Here is a 25,970-nt window from a genome sequence, read left to right as displayed (position 1 = left end):
GGATATAGAACGCAGCTGCGGAACGAGGTGCCTGGGGATGGCAAGGCCTACGGGGAGTCGCGCGCAGGAGCAGGCGGTCGCCGACCGCGATCTGCTGGGGACCTACCTGGCGGAGATCGGCAGGGTCCCGCTGCTCACGGCGGAGGAAGAGGTGGAGCTCGCCAAGCGGATCGAGGCGGGCCTCTTCGCCGAGGTGCTGCTCGACAGCGGGGGCGCGGAGCCGCGGATCGGGGATGCGGCGGACGAGGAGCTGGAGCGGCTGGCCGTCTCCGGCCAGCGGGCGAAGGACGAGTTCATCCAGGCGAACCTGCGCCTGGTGGTGGCGGTGGCCCGCAAGTATTCGGGGCGCGGGATGCCGCTCATCGACCTGGTCCAGGAGGGCAACCTCGGGCTGGTCAGGGCGGTGGAGAAGTTCGACTACAAGCGGGGTTACAAGTTCTCCACCTATGCCACGTGGTGGATCCGGCAGTCGGTGGGCCGGGCGATCCACGAGCAGGCGCGGCCGGTGCGGCTGCCGACGCACGCCGGTGAGCAGATGACGCGGCTGATGCGGGTGCGGCGCGACATGCTGGCCGAGTTCGACGTGGAGCCGACCGACGAGGATCTCGCGGCAGTGCTGGAGCTGCCCATCGAGCGGGTGCGCGAGCTGCGCCGCTGGGCGTCCGACCCGGTGTCGTTGCAGCTCGGGGTGGGTGACGAGGACGAGACCGAGCTGGGCGACATGATCGCCGACGAGACGTGGGCGGATCCGGAGCAGCAGGCGATCGACATCCTGGAGCGCGAGCGGCTGGACCAGTGGCTGACCGGGCTGGAGGGTGACGCGAGCGAGATGCTGCGGTGGCGTTACGGGCTGGTCGACGGGCGCGAGCACACGCTGACCGAGGTGGGGGAGCGCTACGGCATCGGCCGTGACCGGGCGCGGCGCATCGAGCGTGACGCGCTGGCGCGGCTGCGGCGGATGGCCGACGCCGCCGCCTGAGCTCACCGCACCGGGTGCCTAGGATTCCGGGCATGCAGATAGGTGAGATCGCGTCCCTGTTCCGTTACCCGGTCAAGTCGATGCTGGGCGAGGAGGTCGCGGCCAGCAGCGTGAGCGAGCGCGGGCTGGCCGGTGACCGGGTGAAGGCCGTGCTCGACGTGGCGACCGGGAAGATCGCCAGTGCCAAGAACCCGAGGCTGTGGCGCGGGCTGCTGACGCTGCGCGGCGGCGCGGCGCCCGGGGACGCGGAGCTGTCGGAGCTGCTGGGCCGCGAGGTCCGGCTGGTGGACACGCCGCCCGAGGGCGCCGAGCTGGAGCGGTCGGTGCCGGACGAGGTGCTGGACCGGGGCGTCGACGCGGAGGTGCCGTTCACGGTCGGCGGGCTGGGCGGTGCGGCGCCCGAGGGCACGTTCTTCGACTTCGCGCCCGTCCATCTGATCACCACGTCGGCGCTGGCCAGGATCGGCGAGCTGGGGCCGCGCGGGGTGGTCGAGGCGGCCCGCTACCGGCCGAACCTGGTGATCACGACGCCCGAGCCCGGGTTCCCGGAGAACGCCTGGGTGGGCGCGGAGCTGGCGGTGGGCGACGAGCTGGTGCTCGGCGTCATCGCGCCGACGCCGCGCTGCGCGGTGCCGACGCTGGCCCACGGCGAGCTGGGGCGCGACACCGACGCGCTGCGCACCCCGGCCCGGCACAACCGGGTGGACGTGCTCGGCACCGGCCCCCAGCCGTGCGCGGGCGTGTACGCGCGCGTGCTGCGTCCCGGCACGATCGCGCAGGGCGATCCGGTGCGCCTGGCCCGCTGAAGCCCCTTGCGGGCGGGGCTCATAGGACCGCAACGGGCCGCGTGAACTGTCCGAAACGCGGGTGAAACACCGGCGCGGCGAGATTCACCCATGCGAAACACACCAGGTGGAGGGCCGAAACCGGCGGCGAACACGCTGTGGCGACACGTCACATTTAAGGAGGGTCGCCGTGCAGATCGATACCGGCACCACGGCCTGGATGCTCGCGGCCACCGCGCTGGTGCTGTTGATGACTCCCGGCCTCGCGTTCTTCTACGGTGGTATGACCAGGGCCAAGAGCGTCCTGAACATGATGATGATGTCGTTCGCCGCGATCATCACCGTCACCGTCATCTGGGTGCTGTTCGGCTACTCGCTGGCCTTCACCGAGAACCCGAGCCCCGCGCTCAACAACCTCGTCGGCGGGTTCGACGCGCTCGGCCTGCAGAGCCTGGTCGACACCGCGACCAAGGACGACGGCACGGGCATGCCGAGCCTGCTGTTCGCGGCCTTCCAGCTGACGTTCGCCATCATCACGGTCGCCCTGATCAGCGGCGCGATCGCGGACCGGGCCAAGTTCGGCGCCTGGGTGCTGTTCACCGTGGTGTGGGCGACGATCGTGTACGTCCCGGTCGCGCACTGGGTGTGGGGCACCGGCGGCTGGCTCAACGCGATGGGCATCGAGGACTTCGCGGGCGGCACCGTCGTCCACATCAACGCCGGAGCCGCCGCGCTCGCGCTCGCCCTGGTCATCGGCAAGCGGCAGGGCTGGCGCAAGGAGCCGATGCGGCCGCACAACCTGACGCTGGTGCTGCTCGGCGCGGGCCTGCTGTGGTTCGGCTGGTTCGGCTTCAACGCGGGCTCGGAGCTGGCGGTCGACGGCACGGCCGCGCTGGCGTTCATGAACACGCAGATCGCCACCGCCGTCGCGGCGGGCGCCTGGCTCGTGGTGGAGAAGCTGCGCGACGGCCACGCCACCAGCCTGGGCGTCGCCTCCGGCGCGGTCGCCGGGCTCGTCGCCATCACCCCGGCGTGCGGCTTCGTCGACCCGTGGGCGGCCATGCTCATCGGCCTGCTCGCCGGCGCGGCCTGCGCCTACGCGGTCGGCCTGAAGTACCGGCTCGGCTTCGACGACTCGCTCGACGTGGTCGGCGTGCACCTCGTGGGCGGCGTCGTGGGCGCGGTGGCGCTCGGCTTCGTGGCCGCCTACCCGTTCCTGCAGCAGCAGAGCAAGGGCCTGTTCTACGGCGGCGGCCTCGGCCAGCTCGGGCTGCAGGTGCTCGGCCCGGTCGTGGTCGGCGCCTACTCGTTCGCCGTCACCTGGGTCATCGCCAAGGTCATCGACAAGACGATGGGCTTCCGCGTCAAGCCCGAGGACGAGGTGACCGGCATCGACGTCACCAGCCACGCCGAGACCGGCTACGACCTCGGCACCGTCTACGCCTCGGGCGTGACCTCCCCCAACGGCCCCGTCACCGTCACCCCGGCCCCCAAGAAGCCGGCCCCCAAGAAGGTGGAAGCATGAGGCTCATCACAGCCGTCATCAAGCCCTTCAAGCTCGATGACGTGAAAGCGGCCCTGGAGCAGTTCGGCATCAAGGGCATGACGGTCAGCGAGGCGAGCGGCTACGGCCGCCAGCGCGGCCACACCGAGGTCTACCGGGGCGCCGAGTACCAGGTCGACCTGGTGCCCAAGGTCCGGCTGGAGGTGCTGGCCGAGGAGGACGACGCCGAGGACGTCATCGACGTCATCGTCAAGGCGGCCCAGACCGGCAAGATCGGCGACGGCAAGGTCTGGTCCGTCCCGGTGGACACGGTGGTCCGGGTGCGCACCGGGGAGCGGGGGCCGGAAGCCCTGTGACGAGGGGAGAGGCGCGGTCCTACGCCGCGGCCCGCAAGGAGCGGGCCGCGGACACCGACCGCTGGCTCAGGGATCTCTTCCGCACGGCGAGCGACGGGGAGCGCGTCTCCCTCGTCGCCGTCGGCAGTCTGGGCCGCGGCGAGCTGGCCCCGGGCAGCGACCTCGACCTGGTCCTGCTGCACGACGGCCGGCCGGACGTGGCCAGGATCGCCGACCGGATCTGGTATCCGATCTGGGACTCGGCCGCCGGGCTCGACCACTCGGTGCGCACGGTGGACGAGGCCGTCTCGGTGGCCCGGCAGGACCTCAAGGCCGTGCTGGGCCTCATCCAGGCCCGGCACGTGGCCGGCGACCCGGAGCTGACGCGCCGGGCCAGGGAGGGCGTGCTGGCCGAGTGGCGGGCCGACTCGCGGCGGCGGCTCGCCGAGCTGCGCGAGTCGGCCGACCAGCGGGCCAAGGTCAGCGGCGAGCTGGCCTTCCTCCTCGAACCCGATCTCAAGGACGGCCGGGGCGGGCTGCGCGACGTGCAGGCGATGCAGGCGGTGGCGGCGGCGTGGGTGGCCTCGGCCCCCGGCCCGCGGGCGCGGGAGGCGTACGAGTTCATCCTGGACGTCAGGCACGCGCTGCACGTGGTCACCGCGCGCGGCACGGACCGGCTGGTGTTGCAGGAGCAGGACGCGGTGGCGGGGCTGCTGGGCCTGCTCGACGCGGAGGCGCTCATGCGCAGGCTCGCGGAGGCGGGCCGGACGATCTCGCACGCCTTCGACGGCACCTGGCGTTCCGTTGACAGGCTGCTGTCAGGCCCGGTGCCGCGCGGGCGGCGTCCGCTGGCCGACGGGGTGGTGGAGCACGGCGGGGAGGTGGTGCTCGCCCGGGGGGTGTCGCCGCGCAAGGACCCGGTGCTGGTGCTGCGGGCCGCCGCCGCGGCGGCCGGGGCGGGGCTGCCGCTGGCGCCGGCCACGGTGTCCGTTCTCGCAGCTCAGTCGCCTCCGATGCCGGTGCCGTGGCCGGAGGAGGCGCGTGACGCGCTGGTGTCGATCCTCGGCGCCGGGCGCGCCGCCGTGCCCGTGTGGGAGGAGCTCGACCAGGCGGGCGTCCTTGTCAGACTGCTTCCTGACTGGGAGCGCGTACGGCACCGGCCGCAGCGCCATCCGATCCACCGTTTCACCGTCGACCGGCACCTGATCGAGGCCGCCGCGAACGCGGCCGGCCACACCCGCGAGGTCTCGCGGCCCGACCTGTTGCTGATCTCCGCGCTCTTCCACGACATCGGCAAGGGGTGGCCGGGCGACCACTCGGTCACGGGCGAGGTCGTGGTGCGCGACCTCGGCGCGCGCATCGGCCTGTCCCCGGCCGACGTGGACGTGCTGGCCACCGTGGTGCGCCACCACCTGCTGCTGCCCGAGACGGCCACCCGCCGCGACCTGGACGACCCGGTCACGATCGAGAAGGTCGCCGCCACCGTGGGCTCGCGCGACGTGCTGGACCTGCTGGCCGCGCTGGCCGTCGCCGACGGCGCCGCGACCGGCCCCGCCGCCTGGAACGCCTGGAAGGCCGGGCTCGTCGCCGACCTCGTGCGCCGGGTGCGCTCGGTGCTGGCGGGCTCGCCGCCGCCGCAGCCGCCCACGCTCTCGCCCGAGCAGGCCGCGCTGGCCCGGCACGGCGGCGGCGCGGTGCGCGTCAGCGGCGGGGCGGTCACGGTGGTCGCGCCCGACCGGGCCGGGCTGCTGTGGAGCGCCGCCGGGGTGCTCGCCGCGCACCGCCTCGTCGTGCGGTCGGCCTCGGCCGCGTCGGCGGGTTCCACGGCCGTGATCGAGTTCTCCGTCATCCCCGAGTATGGCACCCCGCCCGACCCCGCCACGCTGGAGGCGGATCTGCGTCTGGTCCTTGCTGGACGCCTTGACATCGAGCAGCGGCTGGCCCGCCGGACCAGGTCGATGCGGCCCGCCCGGGTGCCGGTCGCTCCACCCCGTGTGACGTTGGTGGACGACGCCTCCGCGACGGCCACCGTGGTGGAAGTCAGGGCCCATGACAAGCCAGGACTCCTGTGGCGCATCGGACGGGCATTCGGGGCCTGCGGTCTTGACGTAAGGGCCGCTCGCGTAGAGACTCTCGGCGCGGAGGCGGTGGACGTCTTCTACGTGGTTGACCGCGCCGGACGCCCCCTCAGCGACGAGGCGCAGCGCAACCAGGTCCGCGACGCGGTGCTTGCGGCACTGCGGTAACCAACAGCACACGACACGCGGTCACATTTGTAACGATTGTGTCCGTTTTGCCTGATACGTCAGATGCTGCGGATACCTTGTGGACGGCCTACGGCCCGTGCCGGGAACGGGATGATTGAGGGGTAGCGGGAGCAGTGACAACGGGGAGTGCAGACAGCGGCGCCGCCGCCGGGAAGGGTCGCCTGAAGCGGCCGATGCCCCGGCTGGGGCTGCGCAATTGGCGCGTGAGGTGGCGGCTCACCGCACTCGTCCTGGTCCCCACCATCGCAGGCGTCGTGCTCGGGGGAGCGCGCGTGGTGGGCTCGGTTCAGAGCATCGGTGACTATGATCGCACAACTGTCGCGGCGGAGCAGGCATCCCGCATCCGCGACCTCGTCGAGGCCGTCGGGCTGGAGCGTGACACCGGCGGCTGGAGCAACGCCGCCAGGAGCCTGCGCAAGAAGCTGAGCAAGCCCTACAGCGACCGCAAGGCCGACGTCGACAGGCTGGTCAAGGCCGTGCGGGCCGACCTCGGCGCGATGGACGAGTCCTACGGCGACCGCGTCATGGCCGTCGTCAAGCGGGCCCACATCGACCTCAACGCGCTGCCGCGCATCAGGGAAGAAGCCCAGCGCGACACCACCCGCTACGACACGATGCTCGACACGCTGCTGCGGCTGCACGACGAGCTGAGCCTGCTGAGCGAGGACCCGCAGATCATCGGCCACTTCCGCGCGCTGAGCGCGCTGACCCGGGCCAAGGAGCAGGTCTCCCGCCAGCGCGACCAGCTCCTGCGCGGCTACTACAACTCCGCCAGCGTCGACGCCCAGGAGGTGGAGCGGTTCATCGCCTCCAACTCCGTCCAGCACAGCGAGATCGACAACGTCACCCAGGAGGCCGGCGCCTCCATCGGCATGGAGCTGCAGAAGGCGCTGACCATCCCCGAGTACGTCAACACCGAGCTGACCAAGTCGCGGGCGATCACGCTGGCCAGCGGCAAGCAGCCCGGCGTCCGGCTGCGCCAGAACCTGCTCGCCGCCACCGTGCCGGACAAGTCCGCGCCCGACCAGTGGTTCGACGACAACACCACGATCATCAACGCGCTGTCGTCCATCGAGGACAAGCTCAGCGAGCGCGTCGCGCTGCGCGGCCAGGAGCTGCGTGACGCGGAGATCCGCAACGCGATCATCGCCGGCGCGCTCATCCTCGGCCTGCTGCTGCTCGTGCTGCTGCTGACCGTCGCCATCGCCCGCTCGATGGTCTCGCCGCTGCGCCGCCTGCGCACCGAGGCCCTGGAGATCGCCGGCTTCCGGCTGCCGGACGTGGTGCGCGCGCTGCGCGTGTCCGGCGACAGCGCGCCGCCCGACGTGCGCCCGATCGAGGTCGAGGGCGACGACGAGATCGGCGAGGTCGCCAAGGCCTTCGACCAGGTCCACCGCCAGGCCGTCCGCCTCGCCGGCGAGGAGGCCGAGCTGCGCGGCAACATCAGCGCCATGTTCGTCAACCTCTCCCGCCGCACCCAGACGCTGGTCGAGCGGCAGATCTCGCTCATCGACGGCCTGGAGAAGGGCGAGCAGGACGGCGGCCGGCTGGCGGACCTGTTCAAGCTGGACCACCTGGCCACCCGCATGCGCCGCAACTCCGAGAACCTGCTGGTCCTGGCCGGGCACGAGCCCACCCGCCGCCGCAGCCAGCCCGCCAAGCTCGTCGACGTGGTCCGCGCCGCGCTGTCGGAGGTCGAGGGGTACGAGCGCGTCCAGGTCAAGGTGCACCGGGCCACCTCGGTGCTCGGCAGCGCCGCCAACGACCTCGTCCACCTGGTGGCCGAGCTGGTCGAGAACGCCATCCAGTTCTCGCCCAGCAACTCCCAGGTCATCGTCTCCAGCAGCCTCATCGAGGGCGGCGGCGCGCTGCTGTCGGTGAGCGACACCGGCATCAGCATGACCGACGAGGAGCTGGCCGAGGCCAACCGCAGGCTGGCCGAGCCGCCCGTCGTGGACGTGTCGGTGTCGCGCCGGATGGGCCTGTTCGTGGTCGGCCGGCTGGCCCTGCGCCACGGCATCCGGGTCCAGCTCCGCAAGGGCGAGGGCGAGGGACTCATCGCCATGGTGCTGCTGCCGCCCGCGCTGGTGCAGGACGGCGGCCAGCCGCCGCTGCCGCAGCGCTCGGCCTACAACCAGGGCGCTCCCGCGCAGCCGCCGCTCCAGCAGCGGCCGGTGCCGCCCGCGCGCAACGGCCACGGCTCGTTCGCCAGCTTCGACTCCTTCGACACCGCCGCGGGCCGGGGCGGCCAGCCTGTCGGGCCCTTCACCGCCGACACCGACGGCGGCGCCTTCGGGCAGCGGCCGTTCGACTCCGGGGCGTTCCCGTCCTACCCGAGCCCGGCGCCGACGCCGCCACCTGCGGCTCCCGCGCCGCCGTCGTACCCGTCGTACCCGTCGCAGCCCGGCCCCGAGCGGATCGGGACGTTCCCGTCGTATCCCAGCTCGGACGGGGGATTCCCGTCCGCGCCCGCCTACAGCACGAACGACGTGCGCAGGCCCGAGCCGCCGCCCTCCGTGGACGTCTCGCCGATGGAGCCCGGGCAGGAGGAGTTCCTGCCGATCTTCGCCTCGGTGGAGTCCGCCTGGTTCCGCAGACCGACAGGCGATACAGCACCGGAATCGAACCGGGATGAGCAATCGCCCGCGCAACCCGTACCCTCTGGGGAGGAAGCGTGGCGAACCGCTGCCGACGCCGGTTGGCAGGCGGCGGCCGCCGCGAGCGACCCCAGCCTCGGCGGCACCACCGCCGCCGGGCTTCCCAAGCGCACCCCCAAGGCCAACCTGGTCCCGGGCACGGCCGCCGCATCGGCGGCCCAGCCGCAACAGCGGCAGGCCCCGGCCCAGCCGTTGTCACCGGACCGGATACGCAGCAGGATGGCCAGCTACCAGCAGGGAGTGCGCCGGGGTCGGGCGGAAGTACGTGAACAGGAGGAACGAGAGTGAGTGAGCGTCCTGCTAGGGAGGGCGAGTGACGACCCTCAGCCATGAGGCGCACCGGTTCGACTGGCTGATCACCGACTTCGTGCGTAACACGCCCGGAGTCGCGCACGCGGTCGTCGTCTCGGCGGACGGGCTCTGCCTGGCCGCCTCGGAGGGCTTTCCTCCGGACCGGGCCGACCAGCTGGCCGCGGTCTCCGCGGGCCTGCTGAGCCTCACCGTGGGCGCTTCCCGGGTGTTCGAAGGCGGATCGGTCTCGCAGACCGTCGTCGAGATGCAGCGTGGACTGCTGATCGTCATGGCGATCAGCGACGGCTCGGTGCTGACCGTGCTGGCCGGGCCCGACTGTGACATGGGGCTGGTGGCGTACCAGATGACGCTGCTCGTCGACCGGGCGGGCCAGGCACTGACCCCCGCCCTGCGGGCGGAGCTGCAGGCGGCCAGGACGCGGTGATGCAGATGACGGGAGTGGGTCGTGTACGGCAGTGACGGCGCAGGGGACGACGAGCCCCTGTTCCGTCCCTACGCGGTGACCGGCGGCCGTTCGGAGCCGCGTTACCACCTCGCGATGGAGACGCTGATCTCGTCCATGTCCATCCCGGACGACGAGATGGCCCTGCTCACCCCGGAGCAGGAGGCGATCATGCAGCTCTGCAGGTCGTTCCGGTCGGTCGCAGAGATCTCGGCCCTGCTCCGCGTCCCGCTGGGCGTGGCTCGCGTGCTCGTCGCAGACATGTCGGACGAAGGGCTCGTCCGGCTGCACGCGCCACGCCTCAGCCAGGGACAGCCAGACCTCAATATGCTCGAAAGGGTGCTCAGTGGACTTCGCAGGCTCTAGCCCCGGGCTGACGTCGACGAAAATCGTCGTCGCGGGCGGGTTCGGCGTCGGCAAGACGACGTTCGTGGGGGCGGTGTCCGAGATCCTGCCGCTCACCACGGAGGCGGTGATGACGGACGCGTCCGCGGGCATCGACGACCTCGGCCTGACGCCGACCAAGCGGACGACGACCGTCGCCATGGACTTCGGGCGGCTCTCGCTCGACCGTGACCTGATCCTCTACCTGTTCGGCACGCCCGGACAGCACCGGTTCTGGTTCATGTGGGACGACCTGGTGAAGGGCGCGATCGGCGCGGTCGTGCTGCTCGACACGCGACGGCTGGCCGACAGCTTCCCGGCCATCGACTACTTCGAAGAGGCGAAGCTGCCGTTCGTCATCGGGATCAACGGGTGGGACGGGCAGTTCCTCCACACCGACGACGAGGTGCGCGAGGCGCTGGCGCTGTCGCCGCACGTCCCGATCGTGCGCACGGACGCGCGCAACCGGGAGTCGGTCAAGGCGACGCTGATCTCGCTGGTCGAGCACGTGGTGCGGCTGCGGGCCGCCCCCGTGCGGTGACGGCTGGAATTGTCGGATTTATCGGGCATGATCACACTACGCTGCTAGGTCTTCTTCGGATCCCTGAAAGAGGCACGGAAAAGGCGTGCACAGGAGTGTGAATCGTGTGGATCGCGGTCGTTGTGGCCCTGGCCGTCGCCGGGGTGATCGTCTGGTCGTTCCGGCGCGGGGCCACCGGCGCTGACGAGGCGCCGGACCCGGCCTGGGAGTGGGAGTCCCGGCTGGAGGAGAACGCCCGGGTGGCGTTCATGGAGGGCCTGCGGGCCTGCCACGACCAGGCGGCCGTGAGCGAGGAGCGCGGCGTGCTCCGGCTCTTCGAACCGCCGTGCGCGATCTCGCTGTCCCTGCTGGCCGACCGCTTCGCCGCGCGCGGCCAGGAGGGACTGCACGACCCCGAGGGCGTGGTGCGCGAGCTGGTCGAGAAGTGCGCCGCCGCCGAGCAGCCCGGCGTGCTCCACCTGACCGAGGGCCTGCCGGGCGACGGCGCATCCGACAGCGCATCCGACGCCGCATCCGACGCCGCATCCGAGGACGCCTCCGATGACGCCGGCGGGATGGACCGGGCGGCGTTCGGCGCCGCCGTGCGCGAGCTCGTCCTGCCGGACGGCGCGCCCGGCGGCTCCTGGTATCTCGACGAGGCCGGCGGCTGCCTGGAGGTCGTCGTGCCCGGCGACTACGCCACCACGCTGCTGCTGGACCTGGGCCGGCTGCGCGAGCGCCATCGCGCGGCGCGCGCGGAACGGCCCGGGATGCCCGCCGCCGCCGTGCTGCGCGACGTGGTGTTCGGGCTCATCGCCGAGGGCGGGCCCGGCGTGACCTGGACCAGGCCGCCGTCGGAGCGGCACCGCACCGCCGTGCTGCCCGTCGGCGAGCGCCGCACCGCGAGCTGACTCCTCCTCAGCCCCGGGTACGCCGCTCGACCAGCGCCTCCACCCCGTCGAGCAGCCGTTGCAGGCCGAACTCGAAGGCGTGCCCGGCGCTGTAGGCGGCCCCCATGGCCTCGGCCGCGGCCTGGCCCACCCGGGTGGCCGTGGGGAACCGGCTGGCGTCGGCGATCCGGTTGAAGAACGGCGCGTGCGCCGCCCACCACTGCTCGTCGGTCACCCCGGTGTGGCTCTCGGCCTGCGCCGCCTCCACCGCGCCCCGCGCCGTGCCGTGCACGAACCCGGACACCAGAGTGATCACCGAGTCCATCTCCACGTCCGTCAGGCCGATGCCGTCGACGGCGCGCAGCTCGTGGTCGTACTTGGCGGTGGCGTTGGGGCCCAGCACCGGGCGGCTCGCCGCCACCTGGAGCAGCCACGGGTGGCGCAGGTAGAGGTCCCAGTTGTCGCGCGCGATGCGCTCCAGCCTGTCGCGCCAGCCGCCCTCGGCGTCCTCCAGCGGAACCTCGCCGTAGACGGTGTCGAGCATGACGTCCAGCAGCTCCGGCTTGCCCGGCACGTACGTGTAGAGCGACATCGTGCCCACGCCCAGCCGCTCGGCCACCCGGCGCATGGACAGCGCCTGCAGCCCCTCGGCGTCGGCGACGTCGATCGCGGCGCGGGCGATCCGGTCGACGCTCAGGTCGGGCTTGCCCTTGCGGCTGACGCGCTCGCTGGTCCGCCAGAGCAGCGCGAGGCTGCGGGCGGGGTCGCCCTTGCCGCTGTACTCCACAGTCACCCTCGTACGGTACACCGTACGGTCAATCATGCGCGGTAGAAGGGCACAGGTTCCGGGGGGAGCGGCGTGTTGCCGAGGACGAGATCGGCGGCCTTCTCCGCGATCATCATGACCGGCGCGTAGATGTTGCCGTTGGTCACGTACGGCATGACCGAGGCGTCGACCACGCGCAGCCCGTCGAGGCCGTGCACGCGCATCGTGGCGGGGTCGACGACCGCCATCGGGTCCACGCCCATGCGGCAGGTGCATGACGGGTGCAGCGCCGTCTCGCCGTCCCTGGCCACCCAGGCCAGGATCTCCTCGTCGGTGCGCACCGACGGGCCGGGGCTGAGCTCGCCGCCGTCGAGCCCGGCCCAGGCGGGTTGCGAGAGGATCGCGCGGGCGTGCCGGACGGCCTCCACCCACTCGCGCCGGTCCTGCTCGGTGGACAGGTAGTTGAAGCGCAGCGCCGGCTTGACCCGCGGGTCGGCGGAGGTGATGCGCACCGAGCCGCGCGCGTCGGAGTACATGGGCCCGATGTGCACCTGGTAGCCGTGGCCGCCGGCGGGGGCCGAGCCGTCGTAGCGCACGGCGATCGGCAGGAAGTGGAACATCAGGTTCGGGTACGCCACGTCGTCGTTGGAGCGGATGAAGCCGCCCGCCTCGAAGTGGTTGGTGGCGCCCGGCCCGCCGCGCAGGAACAGCCACTGCGCGCCGATGAGCGGCCTGCGCCACAGCGACAGCGACGGCTGCTGCGACACCGGCCGCGTGCAGGCGTGCTGGACGTACACCTCCAGATGGTCCTGGAGGTTGGCGCCGACGCCGGGCAGGTCGTGCAGCACCTTCACCCCGGCGGACGCCAGCACGGCGGCCGGGCCCACGCCGGAGACCTGGAGGAGCTGCGGCGTGTTGATCGCGCCGCCGCACAGGATCACCTCGCCCGCCGCGATGCGCTCCCCGTCGCACACCACGCCGGTGGCGCGCGTGCCGTCGAACGTGATCCGCTCGACGAACGCGCGCGTCCGCACCGTGAGGTTGCGCCGCCGCCGCACCGGATGCAGGTACGCGCGCGCCGCGCTCAGCCTGCGCCCGCGGTGCAGGGTGCGGTCGAACGCGGCGAAGCCCTCCTGGCGGAACCCGTTCACGTCGTCGGTGAGCCGGTGCCCGGCCTGCTGCACGGCCTCGAAGAACGCCTCGAACAGCGGCCCGCGCGCCGGCCCGCGCTCCAGCTTGAGCGGCCCGTCGCCGCCCCGGAACCGCGACTGCGGGTCGGCCAGGCAGTTCTCCATGCGCTTGAAGTACGGCAGGCAGTGCGCGTAGTCCCAGCTCGCCATGCCGGGATCGGCGGCCCAGCGCTCGTAGTCGAGCGGGTTGCCCCGCTGGAAGATCATGCCGTTGATGCTGCTGGAGCCGCCCAGCACCTTGCCCCTGGCGTGGTAGACGCGGCGGCCGTCCATGAACGGCTCGGGCTCCGACTCGTAGCGCCAGTCGTAGAACCGGTTGCCGATGGGGAACATGAGCGCCGCCGGCATGTGGATGAACACGTCCCACAGGTAGTCGGGCCGCCCGGCCTCCAGCACGAGCACGGACGCCGACGGGTCGGCGCTGAGCCGGTTGGCCAGCGCGCAGCCCGCCGACCCGCCGCCGACGATGACGTAGTCGTAGCCGGCGCTCACCGGGGCATCCAGTCCTTCCACACGATCGCGTTCTCCTCGACCCACCGCCTGGCGGCCTCGTCGGCGGTGATCTTCCGGTTGACCATGTCGGCGGCCACGGCGTTCTGGTCGGCGTTGGTCCAGGTGAAGTTGCGCACCAGCTCGTAGGCCCGGCCGCCGCGCTCGGCGAACCGCTTGCTGACGATCTTGTCGAGCAGGTACGGGGGGTAGTCGCAGGCGACCTCGGCCGGCACGGTGTCGCAGCCGATGGCGTGCGGCGGAAGATTGACCTTGACCAGTTTCACCTTGCTGAAGAGCCATTGCGGTTCGTAGAAATACATCAGCAGGGGCGTCCGATTCTTCGTCGCCGCCTGGGCCGCCTTGATGAGCGCGGCTTCGCTGCCGGAGTAGACGACGCGGTAATTCAGGTCGAGGTTCTTGACGATCGCCTCGTCGTGGGTGACGAACGTCGGATCGCCGTCCAGGACTTGCCCGGCATTTCCGGATCTTGAAGTTTTGAAGAGATTCGCGTACTTGTTCAGGTTCCGCCAGTCGGTGATGTCTGGATATTTCCTGACCATCCACTCCGGGACATACCAGCCGATCACCCCTTTGTTCCCCGTGAGACCGGCGGAGAGCGCCACCTTCCTGCGCTCGACGTACTCCTCCTTCAGCTGGTTGTGACCCCAGTTCTCGACGATCACGTCGACCTCGCCGGACTCGAACCCCGCCCAGGAGTCCTCCTCCTTCATCGGCCGCCGCTCAACCCGGTAGCCCAGCTCGTGCTGGAGCAGGTAGGTCAGCACGGCGGCCTGGGCCTCGTACCCGGCCCACGCGTGGACGTCGATCCTGACCGTGCGGTCCCCGGCGGCGACGGGGGCGGCGGGCCGGGAGCCGGTGCAGGCCGCCAGCAGCAGGACCAGCGCCAGCGGGCCCGCGAGCATCGTCGTGGTCCGCATGGCTACCGGGGGATCCAGGCCTGCCACTTGGCCGGGTTGGCCTCCACCCACTTCCTGGCGGCCTCCTCGCCGGTCATGCCGCCGTTCGTCATGTCGTCGGCCACGGCGTTCTGGTCCTCGTTGGTCCAGCTGAAGTTCTTGACCAGCTCGTACGCCTTGCCGCCGGTCTGCGCGAACTTCGTGCTCACGATCTTGTCGAGGTCCATCTCCGGGTAGTCGCAGGCCACCTTCTTCGGGTCGGCGTCACAGCCCTCGGTCCACTCCGGCAGCTTGACCCGGACCAGCTCCGTCTTGCTGAACAGCCAGTGCGGGTCCCAGAAGTAGAACAGCAGCGGCTTCTTCTGCGCCTGCGCCTGCTGGGCGCCCTTGATCAGCGCCGCCTCGCTGCCCCCTGTGACGATCTTGAAGTCGAGCTTGAGGTTCTTGATCAGCGCCGCCTCGTTCGAGACGTACGACGGGTCGCCGAACAGGAGCTGGCCCTTGCCGCCCGACTCCGACGTCTTGAACAGGCCCGCGTACTTGTTCAGGTTGCGCCAGTCGGTGATGTCCGGATACTCGTCGGCCATCCACTTGGGGATGTACCAGCCGATGACGCCCTTGTTGCCGGTGGACCCGGCCTCGACCGCCGTCTTCTTCTCCTCGATGAACTGCTTCTTCAGGTCCGGGTGGCCCCAGTTCTCGATGATGACGTCCACGTCGCCGGTCTCGAAGCCCTCCCAGGCGAGCTGCTCCTTGATCTCCGGCAGCTCCACCGTGTAGCCGAGCTCGTTGCGCAGCAGGTAGGCGACCACGTTGGCGCTGGCCTCGTAACCCACCCACGGGTTGATCGCGATCTTCACGGTCCCGGCGGGCGCGGGCGCGCTCGCGGAGCCCTCCGCGGCGGTCGCACTGGGCGCGGTCTCCACGGTGGCACCGCCGCAGGCCGTGGCGAGCCCCAGCGCTAGCAGGCCTGCGAGCAGGCGAATCCTCATGTGACTGTCCTTTGGTGGGGGGAGGTGCGCCTGTCGGCGCCCTGCGTGATGCGGTCGAGCATGACGCCGAGCAGCACGGTCGCCACGCCCGCGATGAATCCCATGCCGAAGTCCGTGCGCTGGGAGAAGCCCAGCACCACGTCGTAGCCGAGCGCCCCGGCGCCCACCAGCCCGCCGACCACCACCATGGCCAGGGTCATGACGATGCCCTGGTTGGCGGCCAGCAGGATGGCGCGCCTGGCCATCGGGAGCTGGACCTTCCACAGGAGCTGGCCGGGCGTCGAACCGGCGGAGACGGCCGCCTCGACGACCGGGCCCGGCACGTTCCTGATGCCCTCCTCGACCAGCCGGACGACCGGCGGGACGGCGTAGACGATCGAGGCGAAGATCGCGGTGAACCGGGTGGTGCCGAACAGCGCGAGCGCGGGCAGCAGGTAGACGAACGCGGGCATCGTCTGGGCCGCGTCCAGCACCGGCCGCTGCACCGCCGACCAGCGCGCCGAACGCGCCGCCGCCACGCCCAGCGCCAGGCCCACGACCAGCGTCACGCTCACCGCGACGGCGACCGTGGTCATCGTCCGCATGGCGTGCTCCCAGGTGCCCAGCAGCGCGATCGCGAGCAGGCAGCCGAGCGCCGTGAGCGCGGGACGCACCCCGCTCACCCGCCAGGCGACGAGCAGCACCGCGGCGGCGACCAGCCACCACGGCGCCGACGTGAACAGGCTCTCCAGCGGGTTCAGCAGCAGGTAGGAGGTGGTGTCCTTGACGAACGTGGTGACGCCGTACCAGCTCGTCTCGGCCCACAGGACGGCGTCGTTGATCTCGGCGGCCAGGTCGACCGTCAGCGCCCGCGGCCACTCGCGCGGCAGCGCGAACCCGAGCGCCACCCCCGCCACCGCCAGCGCGCCCGCGCCGGCCAGGCGGGCGCGGCCGATCCGGCTGTGCGGGCCGCGCCTCGCCACCGCGACCGTCATCCGGTCCAGCAGCATCGCCATGACCACGATCGCCACGCCCGCCGGGAGCATGATGCCGACCTGGGCGCGCGACAGCCCGAGGATGATGTCCGAGCCCAGGCCCGGCGCGTTGATCAGGTTGGCGATGACCACCATCGACAGCGCCATCATGATCGTCTGGTTCACCGCCAGCGCCATCGTCGAGCGGGCCAGCGGCAGGTGCACCTTGACCAGCGTCTGCGCCCGGGTCGCGCCGAGGGAGGCCGACGCCTCCACCGCCGCGGGGGAGACCTGCTGGATCGCCAGCGCGGTGATGCGGATCGCGGGCGGGATCGCGTAGATCATCGTCGCGATCGTGCCCGCGGGCGCCCCGATGTGGAAGAACAGCGCCAGCGGCGCCAGATAGGCGAACGTGGGCATGATCTGCATGACGTCCAGCACTGGCGTGACCGTCCGGTGCACGCGCCGCGACAGCCCCGCCCACACGCCGAGCGGCACCCCGATCGCCAGCGACAGCAGCACCGCCGCCGCGACCAGGGCCAGCGTCTCGACGCTCGACTCCCACAGCCCCAGCACGCCGAACGAGCAGAACCCCGCCACCGCCGCTGCCGCGATCCACCGGCCGCCCGCCAGCCACGCCAGCGCCCCCGTCACCCCGATCAGCCCCGGCCAGCCCAGCGCGGTCAGCGCCGCGTGGAACGCGCCGTAGACCCCGCCCACGAACAGCCGGACGTAGTTGAGGAAGTACAGGAACACCGGGTTGTCGTTGCGGTGGTCGTCGATCCACTCGCGCAGCTCGGTGACGGCCGCGAACTGCGGGGCCTCGCTGTCGTGCGGCAGCGTGCCGGTGCCGCGGAAGACCAGGTACGCCGCCGCGAACCCGGCGGCGATCCCGGCGGGCGCCACCCATCGGGGCACCCGCAGGCCCCGGGGCGTGCTGACCGCCGTGCTGCTCATGCCGCCGTCACTCCGGCGCCGCCCGTCTCCTGACCGGACAGGAAGGTGAGCAGGTCGACCCGGTCCACCAGGCCGACCAGCTCGTCGCCGTCGACCACCCGGATCGGGCGGGAGGACTCCGAGGCGGCGGCGACGGCGTCCTTGATCACAGTGGTGGCCGGGAGCGCCGGGCCGTCGAGCGGCTCTCCCGGCTCGGGCGGGCGGGCGATCCAGCGCAGCGACAGGACGTGGCCGCGCGGCACGTCGCTGACGAAGTCGGCCACGTAGTCGTCGGCGGGCGCGCCCACCAGCTCCTCCGGCGTGCCGAGCTGCACGATCGAGCCGGCCCGCATGATCGCGATGCGCTCGCCCAGCTTGAGCGCCTCGGCCAGGTCGTGGGTGATGAACACCATGGTCTTGCCCACCTCGCGGTGCAGGCGCATCACCTCGGCCTGCATGTCGCGGCGGATCAGCGGGTCCAGCGCGCTGAACGGCTCGTCGAACAGCATCACCTGCGGATCGACGGCCAGCGCCCTGGCCAGCCCGACCCGCTGCTGCATGCCGCCGGAGAGCTGGTCGGGGTAGGCGCCGGCGTGCCCGTCGAGGCCGACGAGCGACAGGATCTCCGCCGCCCGCGCGTGCCGCTCGGCCCGGGCCACGCCCTGGACCTCCAGCCCGTACGCCACGTTGTCGATCACCCGGCGGTGCGGCAGCAGGCCGAAGTGCTGGAAGACCATGCTGACGTGGTGGCGGCGCAGCTCGCGCAGCCGGGCCGGGCCGGCCGCGCCCACGTCCTCGCCGCCGATCGTGACCCGGCCCGCGGTCGGCTCGACGAGCCGGGTCAGGCAGCGGACGAGTGTGGACTTGCCGCTGCCCGACAGGCCCATGACGACGAACACCTCGCCGGGCCGTACGTCGAAGCTCACGTCCCGCACGGCGGCCGTGCAGCCGGTTTTCTCCCTGAGTGCGGCGGGGTCCAGAAACCTGTCATCGCACGCCAGCACCTTCGCCGCCTTGGGGCCGAAGATCTTCCACAGTCCCTCGACGCCGATGGCCGCGCTGTCGGGAGAAACCCGCACCTCTCGCCTCCTCGGTTTGAGGGGGCAAACATATGTCGGGATTCACGACAATCTCAATGCTGTGACTCGGGGGAGGCGGTGACGGATGTGCGCTGTTATGAACGTGGAACGCGACAAACGCCCATCAATGGACATTCGCCGATTTGGAGTGGTATTTCGCGCTGAAGGTGCGCTATATGTGGAGCTCCAGCTTCTATGCTCATGAGTCACACTGGTTGACTTATGTCGCGTTATGTTCTCTTGGCCGAGCTGGTCGGCATGTGTTCCAATTACCAGGATTTCCCCGCGAGTCGCATATAGCGCCGATTCGGGCGAGAGGTTGCGTTCGGTGAGTACAGAGTTAGGGCGGCGGCCGCCAGAGGAAGGCAACTGGCGACTGCGCAACTGGCGTGTCCGCGCCCGCCTCGTCGCGCTCATCCTCGTGCCCACCGCCGCCGCCGTGCTCCTCGGCGGCTTCCAGGTGTTCACCTCCACCGGAGCCGCCGCCGACTACGAACGCACCAGCCGCCTCGCCCAGCTCTCCGGACAGGTCGGCGCCCTCACCCACGAGGTCGCCGCCGAACGCGCCCGCATGGCCTGGCACATCGCCCGCGGCCGCCCCCAGTCCCGGCTCGCCGACGTCCACGAGCGGATCGACCGCGCCGACGAAGCCATCCAGCGGGTACGCGGCAGCGCCACCGCCATCCTGCCCGCCGTGTCCGGCCGCACCGCCGACCAGATCGAGAACATGCTCAACCGGCTCGACGACCTGCTCACGCTCCGCCAGCAGGCGCTCAAGGGCGACCTGCTCGCCGCCCCCGCCGTCGACCTCTACACCGTCGTCATCGACGACCTGCTGTCCGTGCACGACGAGCTCATCAAGGGCAGCCAGGACGACGAGCTCATCCGCCAGTCACGCATGCTGCACGCCCTCGCCGGAGCCAAGGAGAGCCTCTCCCTCCAGCAGGCCGTGCTCACCATCGCGCTCACCGACGGCGCCATCAGCCAGGAACAGCTCAAAGGACTGCTCGGCGAGCTGTCACGCGAGGAGAACGAACGCGCCGCCTTCGCCGACGAGGCCGCCGCCGCCGAACGGCGCTTCTTCGACGAGACCGTCAACGGCCGCAGCGCCGACGCCATGCTCTTCCTGCGCGAACTCGTCCTCATCCGGGCCACCGCCGGCCAGCCCCTGCGCGGCCTCGACCAGAACACCGCCGACGACGCCGGACTGTGGTTCAAGGCGTCCACCACCGTCGTCGACTCCCTGCGCACCGTCGAACAGCGCCAGGCCGGCGGCATCCTGGCCCGCTCCCACGCGCTCAGCGCCGACGAGCGGCAGCGCGCGTACGTGATCGCCGGAGCCGTCATCGCGCTGCTCCTCGCCGTCCTGTTGATCACCACCGGAGTCGCCCGCTCCCTCGTCCGCCCCCTGCGCCGCCTGCGCTCCGAAGCCCTGGAGATCGCCGGCCGCCGCCTGCCCGACTTCGTCCAGCACCTGCGCGAATCACGCGACGGCGACATCGACGCCGAAGTGCCGCCCATCCACGTCTTCACCCGCGACGAGGTCGGCGAGGTCGCCCGTGCCTTCGACGAGGTTCACCGCGAGGCCGTACGGCTCGCCGGAGACGAGGCCCGGCTGCGCGCCAACGTCAACGCCATGTTCGTCAACCTGTCCCGCCGCAGCCAGACCCTCGTCGAACGGCAGCTCACGCTCATCGAACGGCTCGAACGCGGCGAACGCGACGACACCCGGCTCGGCGACCTGTTCAAACTCGACCACCTCGCCACCCGCATGCGCCGCAACAGCGAGAACCTCCTCGTCCTCGCCGGCCAGGAAGCCGCCCGCCGCTGGAGCGAACCCGTCGAGCTCATGGACATCGTCCGCGCCTCACTCGGCGAGGTCGAGAACTACGACCGGGTCAGCGTCCAGATCCAGTCCCAGTCCGCCGTCCTCGGCCAGGCAGTCAACGACGTCGTCCACCTGCTCGCCGAACTGATCGAGAACGCCGTGTCGTTCTCCGCGCGCGACACCAAGGTCGTCATCTCCAGCAACCGCATCGACGGCGGCGGCCTCATGGTGTCCGTCTCCGACAGCGGCATCGCCATGACCCCCGACGAACTCGCCCAGGCCAACTGGCGCCTGGCCAACCCGCCGGTCGTCGACGTGTCGGTGTCGCGCCGCATGGGGCTGTTCGTCGTGGGACGGCTGGCGCTGCGCCACAACATCAAGGTCCAGCTCCGCCGTCAGGACACCGGCGGGCTCACCGCCATGGTCGTCCTCCCCGAAGCTCTCCTCACCCCCATCCCCCACCCCCCGGCCCCGGCCCTCGACGCCACCCCACCGCCCCCCGTCCCCCCGCTCCCCACCCCCGAGCCCCCCACCCCGCCGACCCCCGGCCCCTCAGCGTCCGACGCCACCCCCGAACCCTCCTCCTGGTTCACCACCGACCACGCCCCCTCCACCGAACCGCCCGCCCCTCCCCGCCAGGGCGACTTCCTGCCGATCTTCGCCTCGCTCGAGTCCAGCTGGTTCACCAAACCGTCCCCCACCCCCGACCACCGCACCCCCGGCGCCTCCGCGCGGGCCCTTGGGGAGGCGCCGCCCGGCGACGCCCCCGCCTCCACCGGTCCGGGCGCCGCGCCGTCCTCCGAGGGCGCGCCATCCCCCGAGGGCGGGTCGTCCCCAGTGGGCGGGCCATCCGCGGAGGGCGGGGCGTCTCTGGTGGGGGAGGGCTCCGCTGCGCCACGGCTGCCGCGACGCTCCCCCGTAGGCGGCCCGGCTGCGGTTGAGGGAGGGGGCGCCTCCGGCGCTCCTCGCCTCCCGGAGCGGTCACCGGCGGGGCGGCCGGGTGGCGGGCCTGCGGTCGGCTCCCCTGGGCTGTTCGTGCGGGCTGCGGAGGAGGCGCCGGCCGGGGACGCGCCCGCCGCAACCGGGCCGGGCGACGCGACGTCCCCCGAGGGCGGGTCGTCCTCCGAGGGCGGGGGGTCTCCGGTTGGGATGCCGTCCCGGGAGAGTGGGCCGTTTTCGGTGGGGACGCCCCGGGAGGGTGGGCCGTCTGCGGTGGGGGCGCCGGCTGTGGCGGGGGAAGGGGCCGGTGGGCCGCGGCGGGCGCCCGGGGGCGGCTCCGACGCGGCTGAGGGTGGGGGTGCCGGACGGTTGCCGCGGCGGGTGCCCGGCGGCGGGGGTGCCAACGGCTCTGCGGGGGCGTTCGGTGCGGGCGGGGATACGGCCGTCCAGGGGGCGGGGGAGGGCGCGGTGACCCGGGCAGGGCTGCCGCGGCGGACACCGCGGGCGAACCTGGTGGCGGGGTCGGCGCCGCCGTCGTCGTTGCCGCCGCCCGCGCCTCCCGTGTCGCCGGACCGGTTGCGTACCAGGCTCTCCAGCTACCAGCAGGGCGTCCGCAAGGGCCGGGCCGAGCTTGAGGAGGACGGATGAGGAACCTGAGCCAGGGCGCCAGGGACGTGAACTGGCTGGTCAGCGGTTTCGTCGACGAGGTGCCGGGCGTGGCGCACGCGGTGGTGGTGTCGGCGGACGGCCTGCCGATGGCGTTCTCGCGCGGCTTCCCGCAGGACCGGGCGGACCAGCTGGCGGCGATCGCGGCGGGGCTGGTGAGCCTGACGCAGGGGTCGGCGCGGGTGTTCGAGGGCGGGGAGGTCGTCCAGACCCTGGTGGAGATGGATCGCGGCCTGCTGCTGGTGATGGCGATCAGCGATGGCTCGTGCCTGGCGGTGCTGGCGGCGCCGGACTGTGACATGGGCCTGGTGGCCTATCAGATGACGATCCTGGTCGAGCGTGCCGGGCAGGTGCTGACGCCTGATGTGCGCGCGGAGTTGTCGGCCGCGCGCCCCTGGTGATGGGAGTGGACGTTGGCATCGTGGCATGGCGGGGAGCCGGAGCGCAGTTCGCTGGTGCGGATGTACGCGGTGACGGGCGGCCGGACGGCGCCGCGTGGCGGGCTGGCGATGGAGGCGCTGGTGTCGTCGGCGACGTCGGCGCGGCTGGGCCCGGCCTATACGCGCGAGTACCGGCGGATCAGCGAGCTGTGCCGCCAGGTGCGTTCGGTGGCGGAGATCTCGGCGCTGCTGGCGGTGCCGCTGGGGGTGGCGCGCGTGCTGGTGGCGGACATGGAGGCGGAGGGGCTGGTACGGGTCTACCAGCCGCGGCTCGACGCCGGGTTGCCTGAGCGGAGCCTGCTCGAGCGGGTGCTGAGCGGGCTCCGCCGGCTGTGACCTCGGCGAGCTACTGGGCGGCCCACCAGTAGGCGGCGACGAGCTCGGCGACCAGCGTCTCGGTGAGGAGCGCGACGTCGGGGTCGGTGTCGTGGGCGTAGCGGATGACGGCGGCGGTGTCCTTGACGTCGGCGCCGACGGAGATCACGGTGGAGCCGCGCTGCCGGATCCAGTCCATCGCCTGCTCGTCGTAGCGGGAGCCGGGGTAGAGCAGCGCCCGGTAGTCGAGGGTCTTGGTCAGGTAGACGTCCACGTGCGCCCAGTCGCCGGTCTCGCAGGCGTCGGCGGCGCGGCGCGGGCCTTCGCGGACCATGAGCGCCGACTGCTGGGCCGACGACAGCCGTTCGGCGGGGGCCAGGGCGTAGACGCCGTGGGGGCCGTCGAGGAGTTCGAGCGTCAGGGGCAGCCAGTCGTCGCGGCGGTCGAGCAGGTCGGTGGTGGCCTCGGCGGCGCGGCGTACGAGGGCGGCGACGTCGCGGCCGGAGCCGGTGAGGCGGGATTCGAGCGCGAGGAGGAGTGCCAGCGTGTGCTGGAAGGTGCGGCAGGCGACGCCGCCTTCCTCGGGGCCGGCGAGCAGCGGGACGACCAGGTCGGCGCCGGCGGTGAGCGCGGAGCCGGGGGTGTTGGTGAGGGCGGCGACGGGGGAGGCGCCGCCGGTGTAGCGGGCGAGCGCGTCGAGGGTCTCGCGGCTGCCGCCGGTGGCGGAGATGGGCACGACGAGCGTGCGGGGGTCGGGCGGGTAGGAGGCGGCGGCGGAGGCGTACTCGGCGTGGGCGGAGACGCCGGCGGCGCGCAGGCGCAGGGCGGCGACGCCGGCGGCGTAGCGGGAGCTGCCCATGCCGAGGAACAGCACCCGCTCGATGCCGCCGGGCAGCGCCGCGAACGGGTCGGCGGCGTCGAGCGAGTCGGCGAGCGCGGTGAGCGCGGCGGGTTTGGCCTCCAGGTCGGCCAGGTAGAGCTCGGGGTTCATGGGGTCTCCTCGTGGTACCAGGTGCGCAGCACGCCCATGGGGGCGTAGCGCCATCGGGGCAGGTGGCGGGCCGCGTAGATGAGCTCGCGGCACTCCTGCTCGATCTCGAACGGGCGGATCAGGGTCTCGTCCAGCAGGCCGGCGCGGTCGTGGCGAGCCAGGTGGGCGCGGTAGGCGTCGAGCATGGCGGCGCGGGCGCCGGCGGCCCAGCGGGCGGCGTCGGCGGGCGCGGTGCCGCGGCGCTTGATCGCGACCTGGGCGACGTGCTGGAGGCTGGTGGTGAGCTGCGCGACGTCGCGGGCGGCGGGCTGGTACGGGTCGGCGCCGGTGAGCGTGGGGTTGCCGTCGAAGTCGATGACGGCGTAGCCGTCGCGCCACCGGAGGATCTGGCCGACGTGGAGGTCGCCGTGGACGCGGATCAGCGGGCCGGTGACGGGGCTGTCCAGCGGGGCGAGCTCGGCGCGCAGGCGGTGGGCGTGGCGGGCGAGCCAGTCGCCGTCGTCGCCGGTGGTGAGGTCGAGCGCGTCGCGGAGCGCCGTGCCGGCCCGGCCGGACAGGTCGGCGCCGCCGGGCGGGGCGCCGGGCAGGGTCGCCAGGGCGAGGTGGAGCCCGGCGGCGAGTTCGCCGAGCGCGGGGGCGAAGCCGGTGCGCCCGGCGGCGGCCTCGTCGGCGCACCATTCCCACCCGTCGGTGGCTTCCGGCAGGTAGCCGGTCACGAGGGCGAGCAGGAGCTCCCGGTCGCCGTCGGCCCGGGTGAGGGCGGCGTACGGGGGCGCGGTCTGTTTGAAGCCCGCCTCAACGAGGTGGGCGAACACTTCGGGAGTGGGGTGGGGCAGGGGCACGGGCGGGGTGAGCCATTTGACGACGACCTGCTCACCCACGATCACCGAGTAGTTTGTCTGGTCTACGTGTGGTCCGAAGTCGCGTTCGGCTGGGACCCCAGTGTGGAGATCCTCTGGGCTGTGCGAGAAAGTGGGCAGCGGCAGATACCGGCGGACGGCGAAGGGCGGCGGCACGGGGCCGTCCAGCGACGCCAGGAGAGCCGCCGTGAGGCCGCGATCCCGCGCGGTGAGCGGGTTCTCACCGAGAGAGATCAACCGGCTCCATATTGAATCCGAATTCAACAGTTGGACCAAACTTCCAGGTAGCAATGTCCGCCAAAGTCTTGCTCATGTTGATTTCTGCTGCAACACTCCTGCTCTGGTCTGCCGTGTCCAGTTGGTCGCGAGACCCCTCGTACATCGCCATTTCATAAGGAGTAGCGGCCTTGTCCCGTACCCGGTTCACCCGTCGTCTTCCGGCCGCCGTCGCGGTGGCCGGCCTCGCGCTCGCCGCAGCGGCGTGCGGCGGTGAGTCGACCAACAGTGCAGAGACGGCGACCCAGGCGACGGCCGCCGCGCTCAACCCCAACGCCGACCTCACCAAGCAGTCGCTGGCCGTGACCGTGTGGGAGGGCTACACCCCTGAAGAGCTTCAGGCCATGGTGAAGAAGGAGCTCAAGATCAAGGAGCTCACGGTCACCCTGCACGAGACCAACGAAGTGGCGATGACGAAGCTCACCGCCGGCGGCGACCACGGGATCGACGTGGCGTTCGTGTCGGGCCAGTACGCCCAGGCGCTCAACGAGCAGGGCCTGCTGGAGCCGATCCACCCCGAGCTGATCCCGAACCTGGCCAACCTCTACCCCGAGGCGACCCAGCTCTCCTACGACAAGGGCAACAAGTACTCCGTCCCCTACACCTGGGGCACCACCGGCATCTGCTACCGCAGCGACCTGGTGAAGTCGAAGCCGACGAGCTGGAACGATCTACTGAAGCCGCCGGCCTGGGCCGACAAGAAGGTCACGCTCATGACCACCGAGCGCTGGCTGGCCCTGCCCGCGCTCAAGTCGCTCGGCTTCTCGGTCAACACCGACAAGGACGAGGAGATCGCCAAGGTCAAGGAGGTGCTGCTCGCGGCCAAGCCGCACCTGCTCGCCTTCGACGACACGACGTTCGGCGACAAGCTGATCAGCGGCGAGGCCCTCATGGTCGAGGCGTGGGACGGCTGGTGCCCGACCACGCACGAGAAGCAGAACATCAAGTTCGAGGTGCCGAAGGAGGGCAGCGACCTCTGGGTGGACACCATGGTGATCATGAAGTCCTCCAAGAACAAGGAGGCCGCGCACGCCTTCATCAACTACATCCTCAACCCCGAGGTGCACCGCTGGGCCGCCGAGAACATCAACTACAAGGTGCCCAACAAGGCCGCCATGGAGAAGGTGAAGATCGCGCCGGGCTCGCTGCTGGGCATCAAGCCCGCCGAGCTGCTCAACGGCGAGTCGATCATCGACCTCGGCCAGGCGTCGACCAAGTTCACGCGCCTGTCCTCTGAGATCACGGCCAGCTAGTT

Annotated in this window: 22 protein-coding genes; 14 read left to right on the top strand and 8 right to left on the bottom strand. The window is 71.9% G+C overall.

Features of this window, described 5'->3' with window-relative positions:
• The first annotated feature begins 37 nt into the window (after nucleotides 1-37).
• The 10 genes from ACWDXC_RS00715 (at nucleotide 38) to ACWDXC_RS00670 (ending at nucleotide 11,096) form a co-directional block, all read left to right on the top strand.
• Entirely contained in the window at nucleotides 38-979 is a 942-nt protein-coding gene (locus tag ACWDXC_RS00715) for a sigma-70 family RNA polymerase sigma factor (protein WP_449976578.1), read from the top strand.
• Nucleotides 980-1,011: 32 nt separating this feature from the next.
• Nucleotides 1,012-1,785, top strand: a complete 774-nt coding sequence (locus ACWDXC_RS00710; protein WP_449976576.1) for an MOSC domain-containing protein — start codon at nucleotides 1,012-1,014, stop codon at nucleotides 1,783-1,785.
• A gap of 169 nt (nucleotides 1,786-1,954) precedes the next feature.
• Entirely contained in the window at nucleotides 1,955-3,289 is a 1,335-nt protein-coding gene (locus ACWDXC_RS00705; protein WP_449976573.1) for an ammonium transporter, read from the top strand.
• Complete coding sequence (locus tag ACWDXC_RS00700) at nucleotides 3,286-3,624, top strand: P-II family nitrogen regulator (protein WP_093259464.1); 339 nt, start codon at nucleotides 3,286-3,288, stop codon at nucleotides 3,622-3,624. The genes ACWDXC_RS00705 and ACWDXC_RS00700 overlap by 4 nt, the downstream gene beginning before the upstream one ends.
• A complete protein-coding gene (locus ACWDXC_RS00695; RefSeq protein ID WP_449976570.1) occupies nucleotides 3,621-5,849 on the top strand; it encodes a [protein-PII] uridylyltransferase in 2,229 nt (742 codons plus the stop codon). The genes ACWDXC_RS00700 and ACWDXC_RS00695 overlap by 4 nt, the downstream gene beginning before the upstream one ends.
• A 224-nt stretch (nucleotides 5,850-6,073) precedes the next feature.
• Nucleotides 6,074-8,815: a sensor histidine kinase gene (locus ACWDXC_RS00690; RefSeq protein ID WP_449976567.1), complete on the top strand. Its 2,742-nt coding sequence runs from the start codon at nucleotides 6,074-6,076 to the stop codon at nucleotides 8,813-8,815.
• A 25-nt stretch (nucleotides 8,816-8,840) separates the two neighbouring features.
• Nucleotides 8,841-9,263, top strand: coding sequence for a roadblock/LC7 domain-containing protein (locus ACWDXC_RS00685; protein ID WP_049575902.1), 423 nt, complete (start codon nucleotides 8,841-8,843; stop codon nucleotides 9,261-9,263).
• 21 nt (nucleotides 9,264-9,284) lie between these two features.
• Nucleotides 9,285-9,647, top strand: a complete 363-nt coding sequence (locus tag ACWDXC_RS00680; protein ID WP_049575903.1) for a DUF742 domain-containing protein — start codon at nucleotides 9,285-9,287, stop codon at nucleotides 9,645-9,647.
• A gap of 7 nt (nucleotides 9,648-9,654) precedes the next feature.
• Entirely contained in the window at nucleotides 9,655-10,206 is a 552-nt protein-coding gene (locus tag ACWDXC_RS00675; RefSeq protein ID WP_219518277.1) for a GTP-binding protein, read from the top strand.
• 104 nt (nucleotides 10,207-10,310) lie between these two features.
• Nucleotides 10,311-11,096 carry a hypothetical protein gene (locus ACWDXC_RS00670; RefSeq protein WP_449976564.1) on the top strand — a complete coding sequence of 262 codons (786 nt, stop codon included), beginning with the start codon at nucleotides 10,311-10,313 and terminating at the stop codon, nucleotides 11,094-11,096.
• Nucleotides 11,097-11,103: 7 nt separating this feature from the next.
• Here the strand turns inward: ACWDXC_RS00670 and ACWDXC_RS00665 are convergent, their stop codons facing one another.
• Genes ACWDXC_RS00665 through ACWDXC_RS00640 form a run of 6 tightly spaced genes read right to left on the bottom strand, consistent with a single transcriptional unit; the run spans nucleotide 11,104 to nucleotide 18,400 of the window.
• On the bottom strand, nucleotides 11,104-11,868 hold the full coding sequence (locus ACWDXC_RS00665; RefSeq protein WP_357590499.1) for a TetR/AcrR family transcriptional regulator: 765 nt from the start codon (nucleotides 11,866-11,868) through the stop codon (nucleotides 11,104-11,106).
• Between the two features lie 26 nt (nucleotides 11,869-11,894).
• A complete protein-coding gene (betA, locus tag ACWDXC_RS00660; RefSeq protein WP_449976561.1) occupies nucleotides 11,895-13,544 on the bottom strand; it encodes a choline dehydrogenase in 1,650 nt (549 codons plus the stop codon).
• Nucleotides 13,520-14,461, bottom strand: coding sequence for an ABC transporter substrate-binding protein (locus ACWDXC_RS00655; protein WP_449976559.1), 942 nt, complete (start codon nucleotides 14,459-14,461; stop codon nucleotides 13,520-13,522). Before ACWDXC_RS00655 ends, betA begins: the two co-directional genes overlap by 25 nt.
• A 2-nt stretch (nucleotides 14,462-14,463) precedes the next feature.
• Entirely contained in the window at nucleotides 14,464-15,432 is a 969-nt protein-coding gene (locus ACWDXC_RS00650) for an ABC transporter substrate-binding protein (protein ID WP_449976557.1), read from the bottom strand.
• Nucleotides 15,429-17,342 (bottom strand): ABC transporter permease, encoded by a 1,914-nt coding sequence (locus ACWDXC_RS00645; protein WP_449976555.1) that lies wholly within the window; start codon nucleotides 17,340-17,342, stop codon nucleotides 15,429-15,431. Before ACWDXC_RS00645 ends, ACWDXC_RS00650 begins: the two co-directional genes overlap by 4 nt.
• Nucleotides 17,339-18,400: a quaternary amine ABC transporter ATP-binding protein gene (locus ACWDXC_RS00640; protein WP_219518265.1), complete on the bottom strand. Its 1,062-nt coding sequence runs from the start codon at nucleotides 18,398-18,400 to the stop codon at nucleotides 17,339-17,341. The genes ACWDXC_RS00645 and ACWDXC_RS00640 overlap by 4 nt, the downstream gene beginning before the upstream one ends.
• Nucleotides 18,401-18,728: 328 nt before the next feature.
• Here ACWDXC_RS00640 and ACWDXC_RS00635 point away from each other — a divergent pair, with 328 nt between their 5' ends.
• From ACWDXC_RS00635 to ACWDXC_RS00625, 3 genes are read left to right on the top strand one after another with little or no spacing between them, the layout of a single operon-like run.
• Complete coding sequence (locus ACWDXC_RS00635) at nucleotides 18,729-21,815, top strand: nitrate- and nitrite sensing domain-containing protein (protein ID WP_449976551.1); 3,087 nt, start codon at nucleotides 18,729-18,731, stop codon at nucleotides 21,813-21,815.
• A complete protein-coding gene (locus tag ACWDXC_RS00630) occupies nucleotides 21,812-22,234 on the top strand; it encodes a roadblock/LC7 domain-containing protein (RefSeq protein WP_219518102.1) in 423 nt (140 codons plus the stop codon). The genes ACWDXC_RS00635 and ACWDXC_RS00630 overlap by 4 nt, the downstream gene beginning before the upstream one ends.
• Before the next feature lie 12 nt (nucleotides 22,235-22,246).
• Nucleotides 22,247-22,609: a DUF742 domain-containing protein gene (locus ACWDXC_RS00625; protein ID WP_449976548.1), complete on the top strand. Its 363-nt coding sequence runs from the start codon at nucleotides 22,247-22,249 to the stop codon at nucleotides 22,607-22,609.
• Between the two features lie 10 nt (nucleotides 22,610-22,619).
• Here ACWDXC_RS00625 and ACWDXC_RS00620 read toward each other — a convergent pair whose 3' ends face one another.
• Nucleotides 22,620-23,579: an SIS domain-containing protein gene (locus tag ACWDXC_RS00620; RefSeq protein WP_449976545.1), complete on the bottom strand. Its 960-nt coding sequence runs from the start codon at nucleotides 23,577-23,579 to the stop codon at nucleotides 22,620-22,622.
• The gene (locus tag ACWDXC_RS00615) at nucleotides 23,576-24,466 is read right to left on the bottom strand and encodes a hypothetical protein (protein WP_449976543.1); all 891 of its coding nucleotides are present in this window, start codon (nucleotides 24,464-24,466) and stop codon (nucleotides 23,576-23,578) included. The genes ACWDXC_RS00620 and ACWDXC_RS00615 overlap by 4 nt, the downstream gene beginning before the upstream one ends.
• Nucleotides 24,467-24,846: 380 nt before the next feature.
• Between ACWDXC_RS00615 and ACWDXC_RS00610 the strand changes: the two genes are divergently transcribed.
• Nucleotides 24,847-25,968 carry a polyamine ABC transporter substrate-binding protein gene (locus ACWDXC_RS00610; protein WP_364180392.1) on the top strand — a complete coding sequence of 374 codons (1,122 nt, stop codon included), beginning with the start codon at nucleotides 24,847-24,849 and terminating at the stop codon, nucleotides 25,966-25,968.
• Nucleotides 25,969-25,970: the final 2 nt, after the last annotated feature.

The organism is Nonomuraea sp. NPDC003214, from assembly GCF_053590035.1.
Note: the sequence above shows the minus strand (reverse complement) of the source record. Positions and strands in the feature narration are given on the sequence as shown.

Bases quoted from the DNA above. Each gene is read 5' to 3' on its own strand.
- ACWDXC_RS00715 (WP_449976578.1), top strand. From the start codon at position 38: ATGGCAAGGCCTACGGGGAGTCGCGCGCAGGAGCAGGCGGTCGCCGAC.
- ACWDXC_RS00710 (WP_449976576.1), top strand. From the start codon at position 1,012: ATGCAGATAGGTGAGATCGCGTCCCTGTTCCGTTACCCGGTCAAGTCG.
- ACWDXC_RS00700 (WP_093259464.1), top strand. From the start codon at position 3,286: ATGAGGCTCATCACAGCCGTCATCAAGCCCTTCAAGCTCGATGACGTG.
- ACWDXC_RS00655 (WP_449976559.1), bottom strand. From the start codon at position 14,461: ATGCGGACCACGACGATGCTCGCGGGCCCGCTGGCGCTGGTCCTGCTG.
- ACWDXC_RS00650 (WP_449976557.1), bottom strand. From the start codon at position 15,432: ATGAGGATTCGCCTGCTCGCAGGCCTGCTAGCGCTGGGGCTCGCCACG.
- ACWDXC_RS00645 (WP_449976555.1), bottom strand. From the start codon at position 17,342: ATGAGCAGCACGGCGGTCAGCACGCCCCGGGGCCTGCGGGTGCCCCGA.
- ACWDXC_RS00630 (WP_219518102.1), top strand. From the start codon at position 21,812: ATGAGGAACCTGAGCCAGGGCGCCAGGGACGTGAACTGGCTGGTCAGC.
- ACWDXC_RS00620 (WP_449976545.1), bottom strand. From the start codon at position 23,579: ATGAACCCCGAGCTCTACCTGGCCGACCTGGAGGCCAAACCCGCCGCG.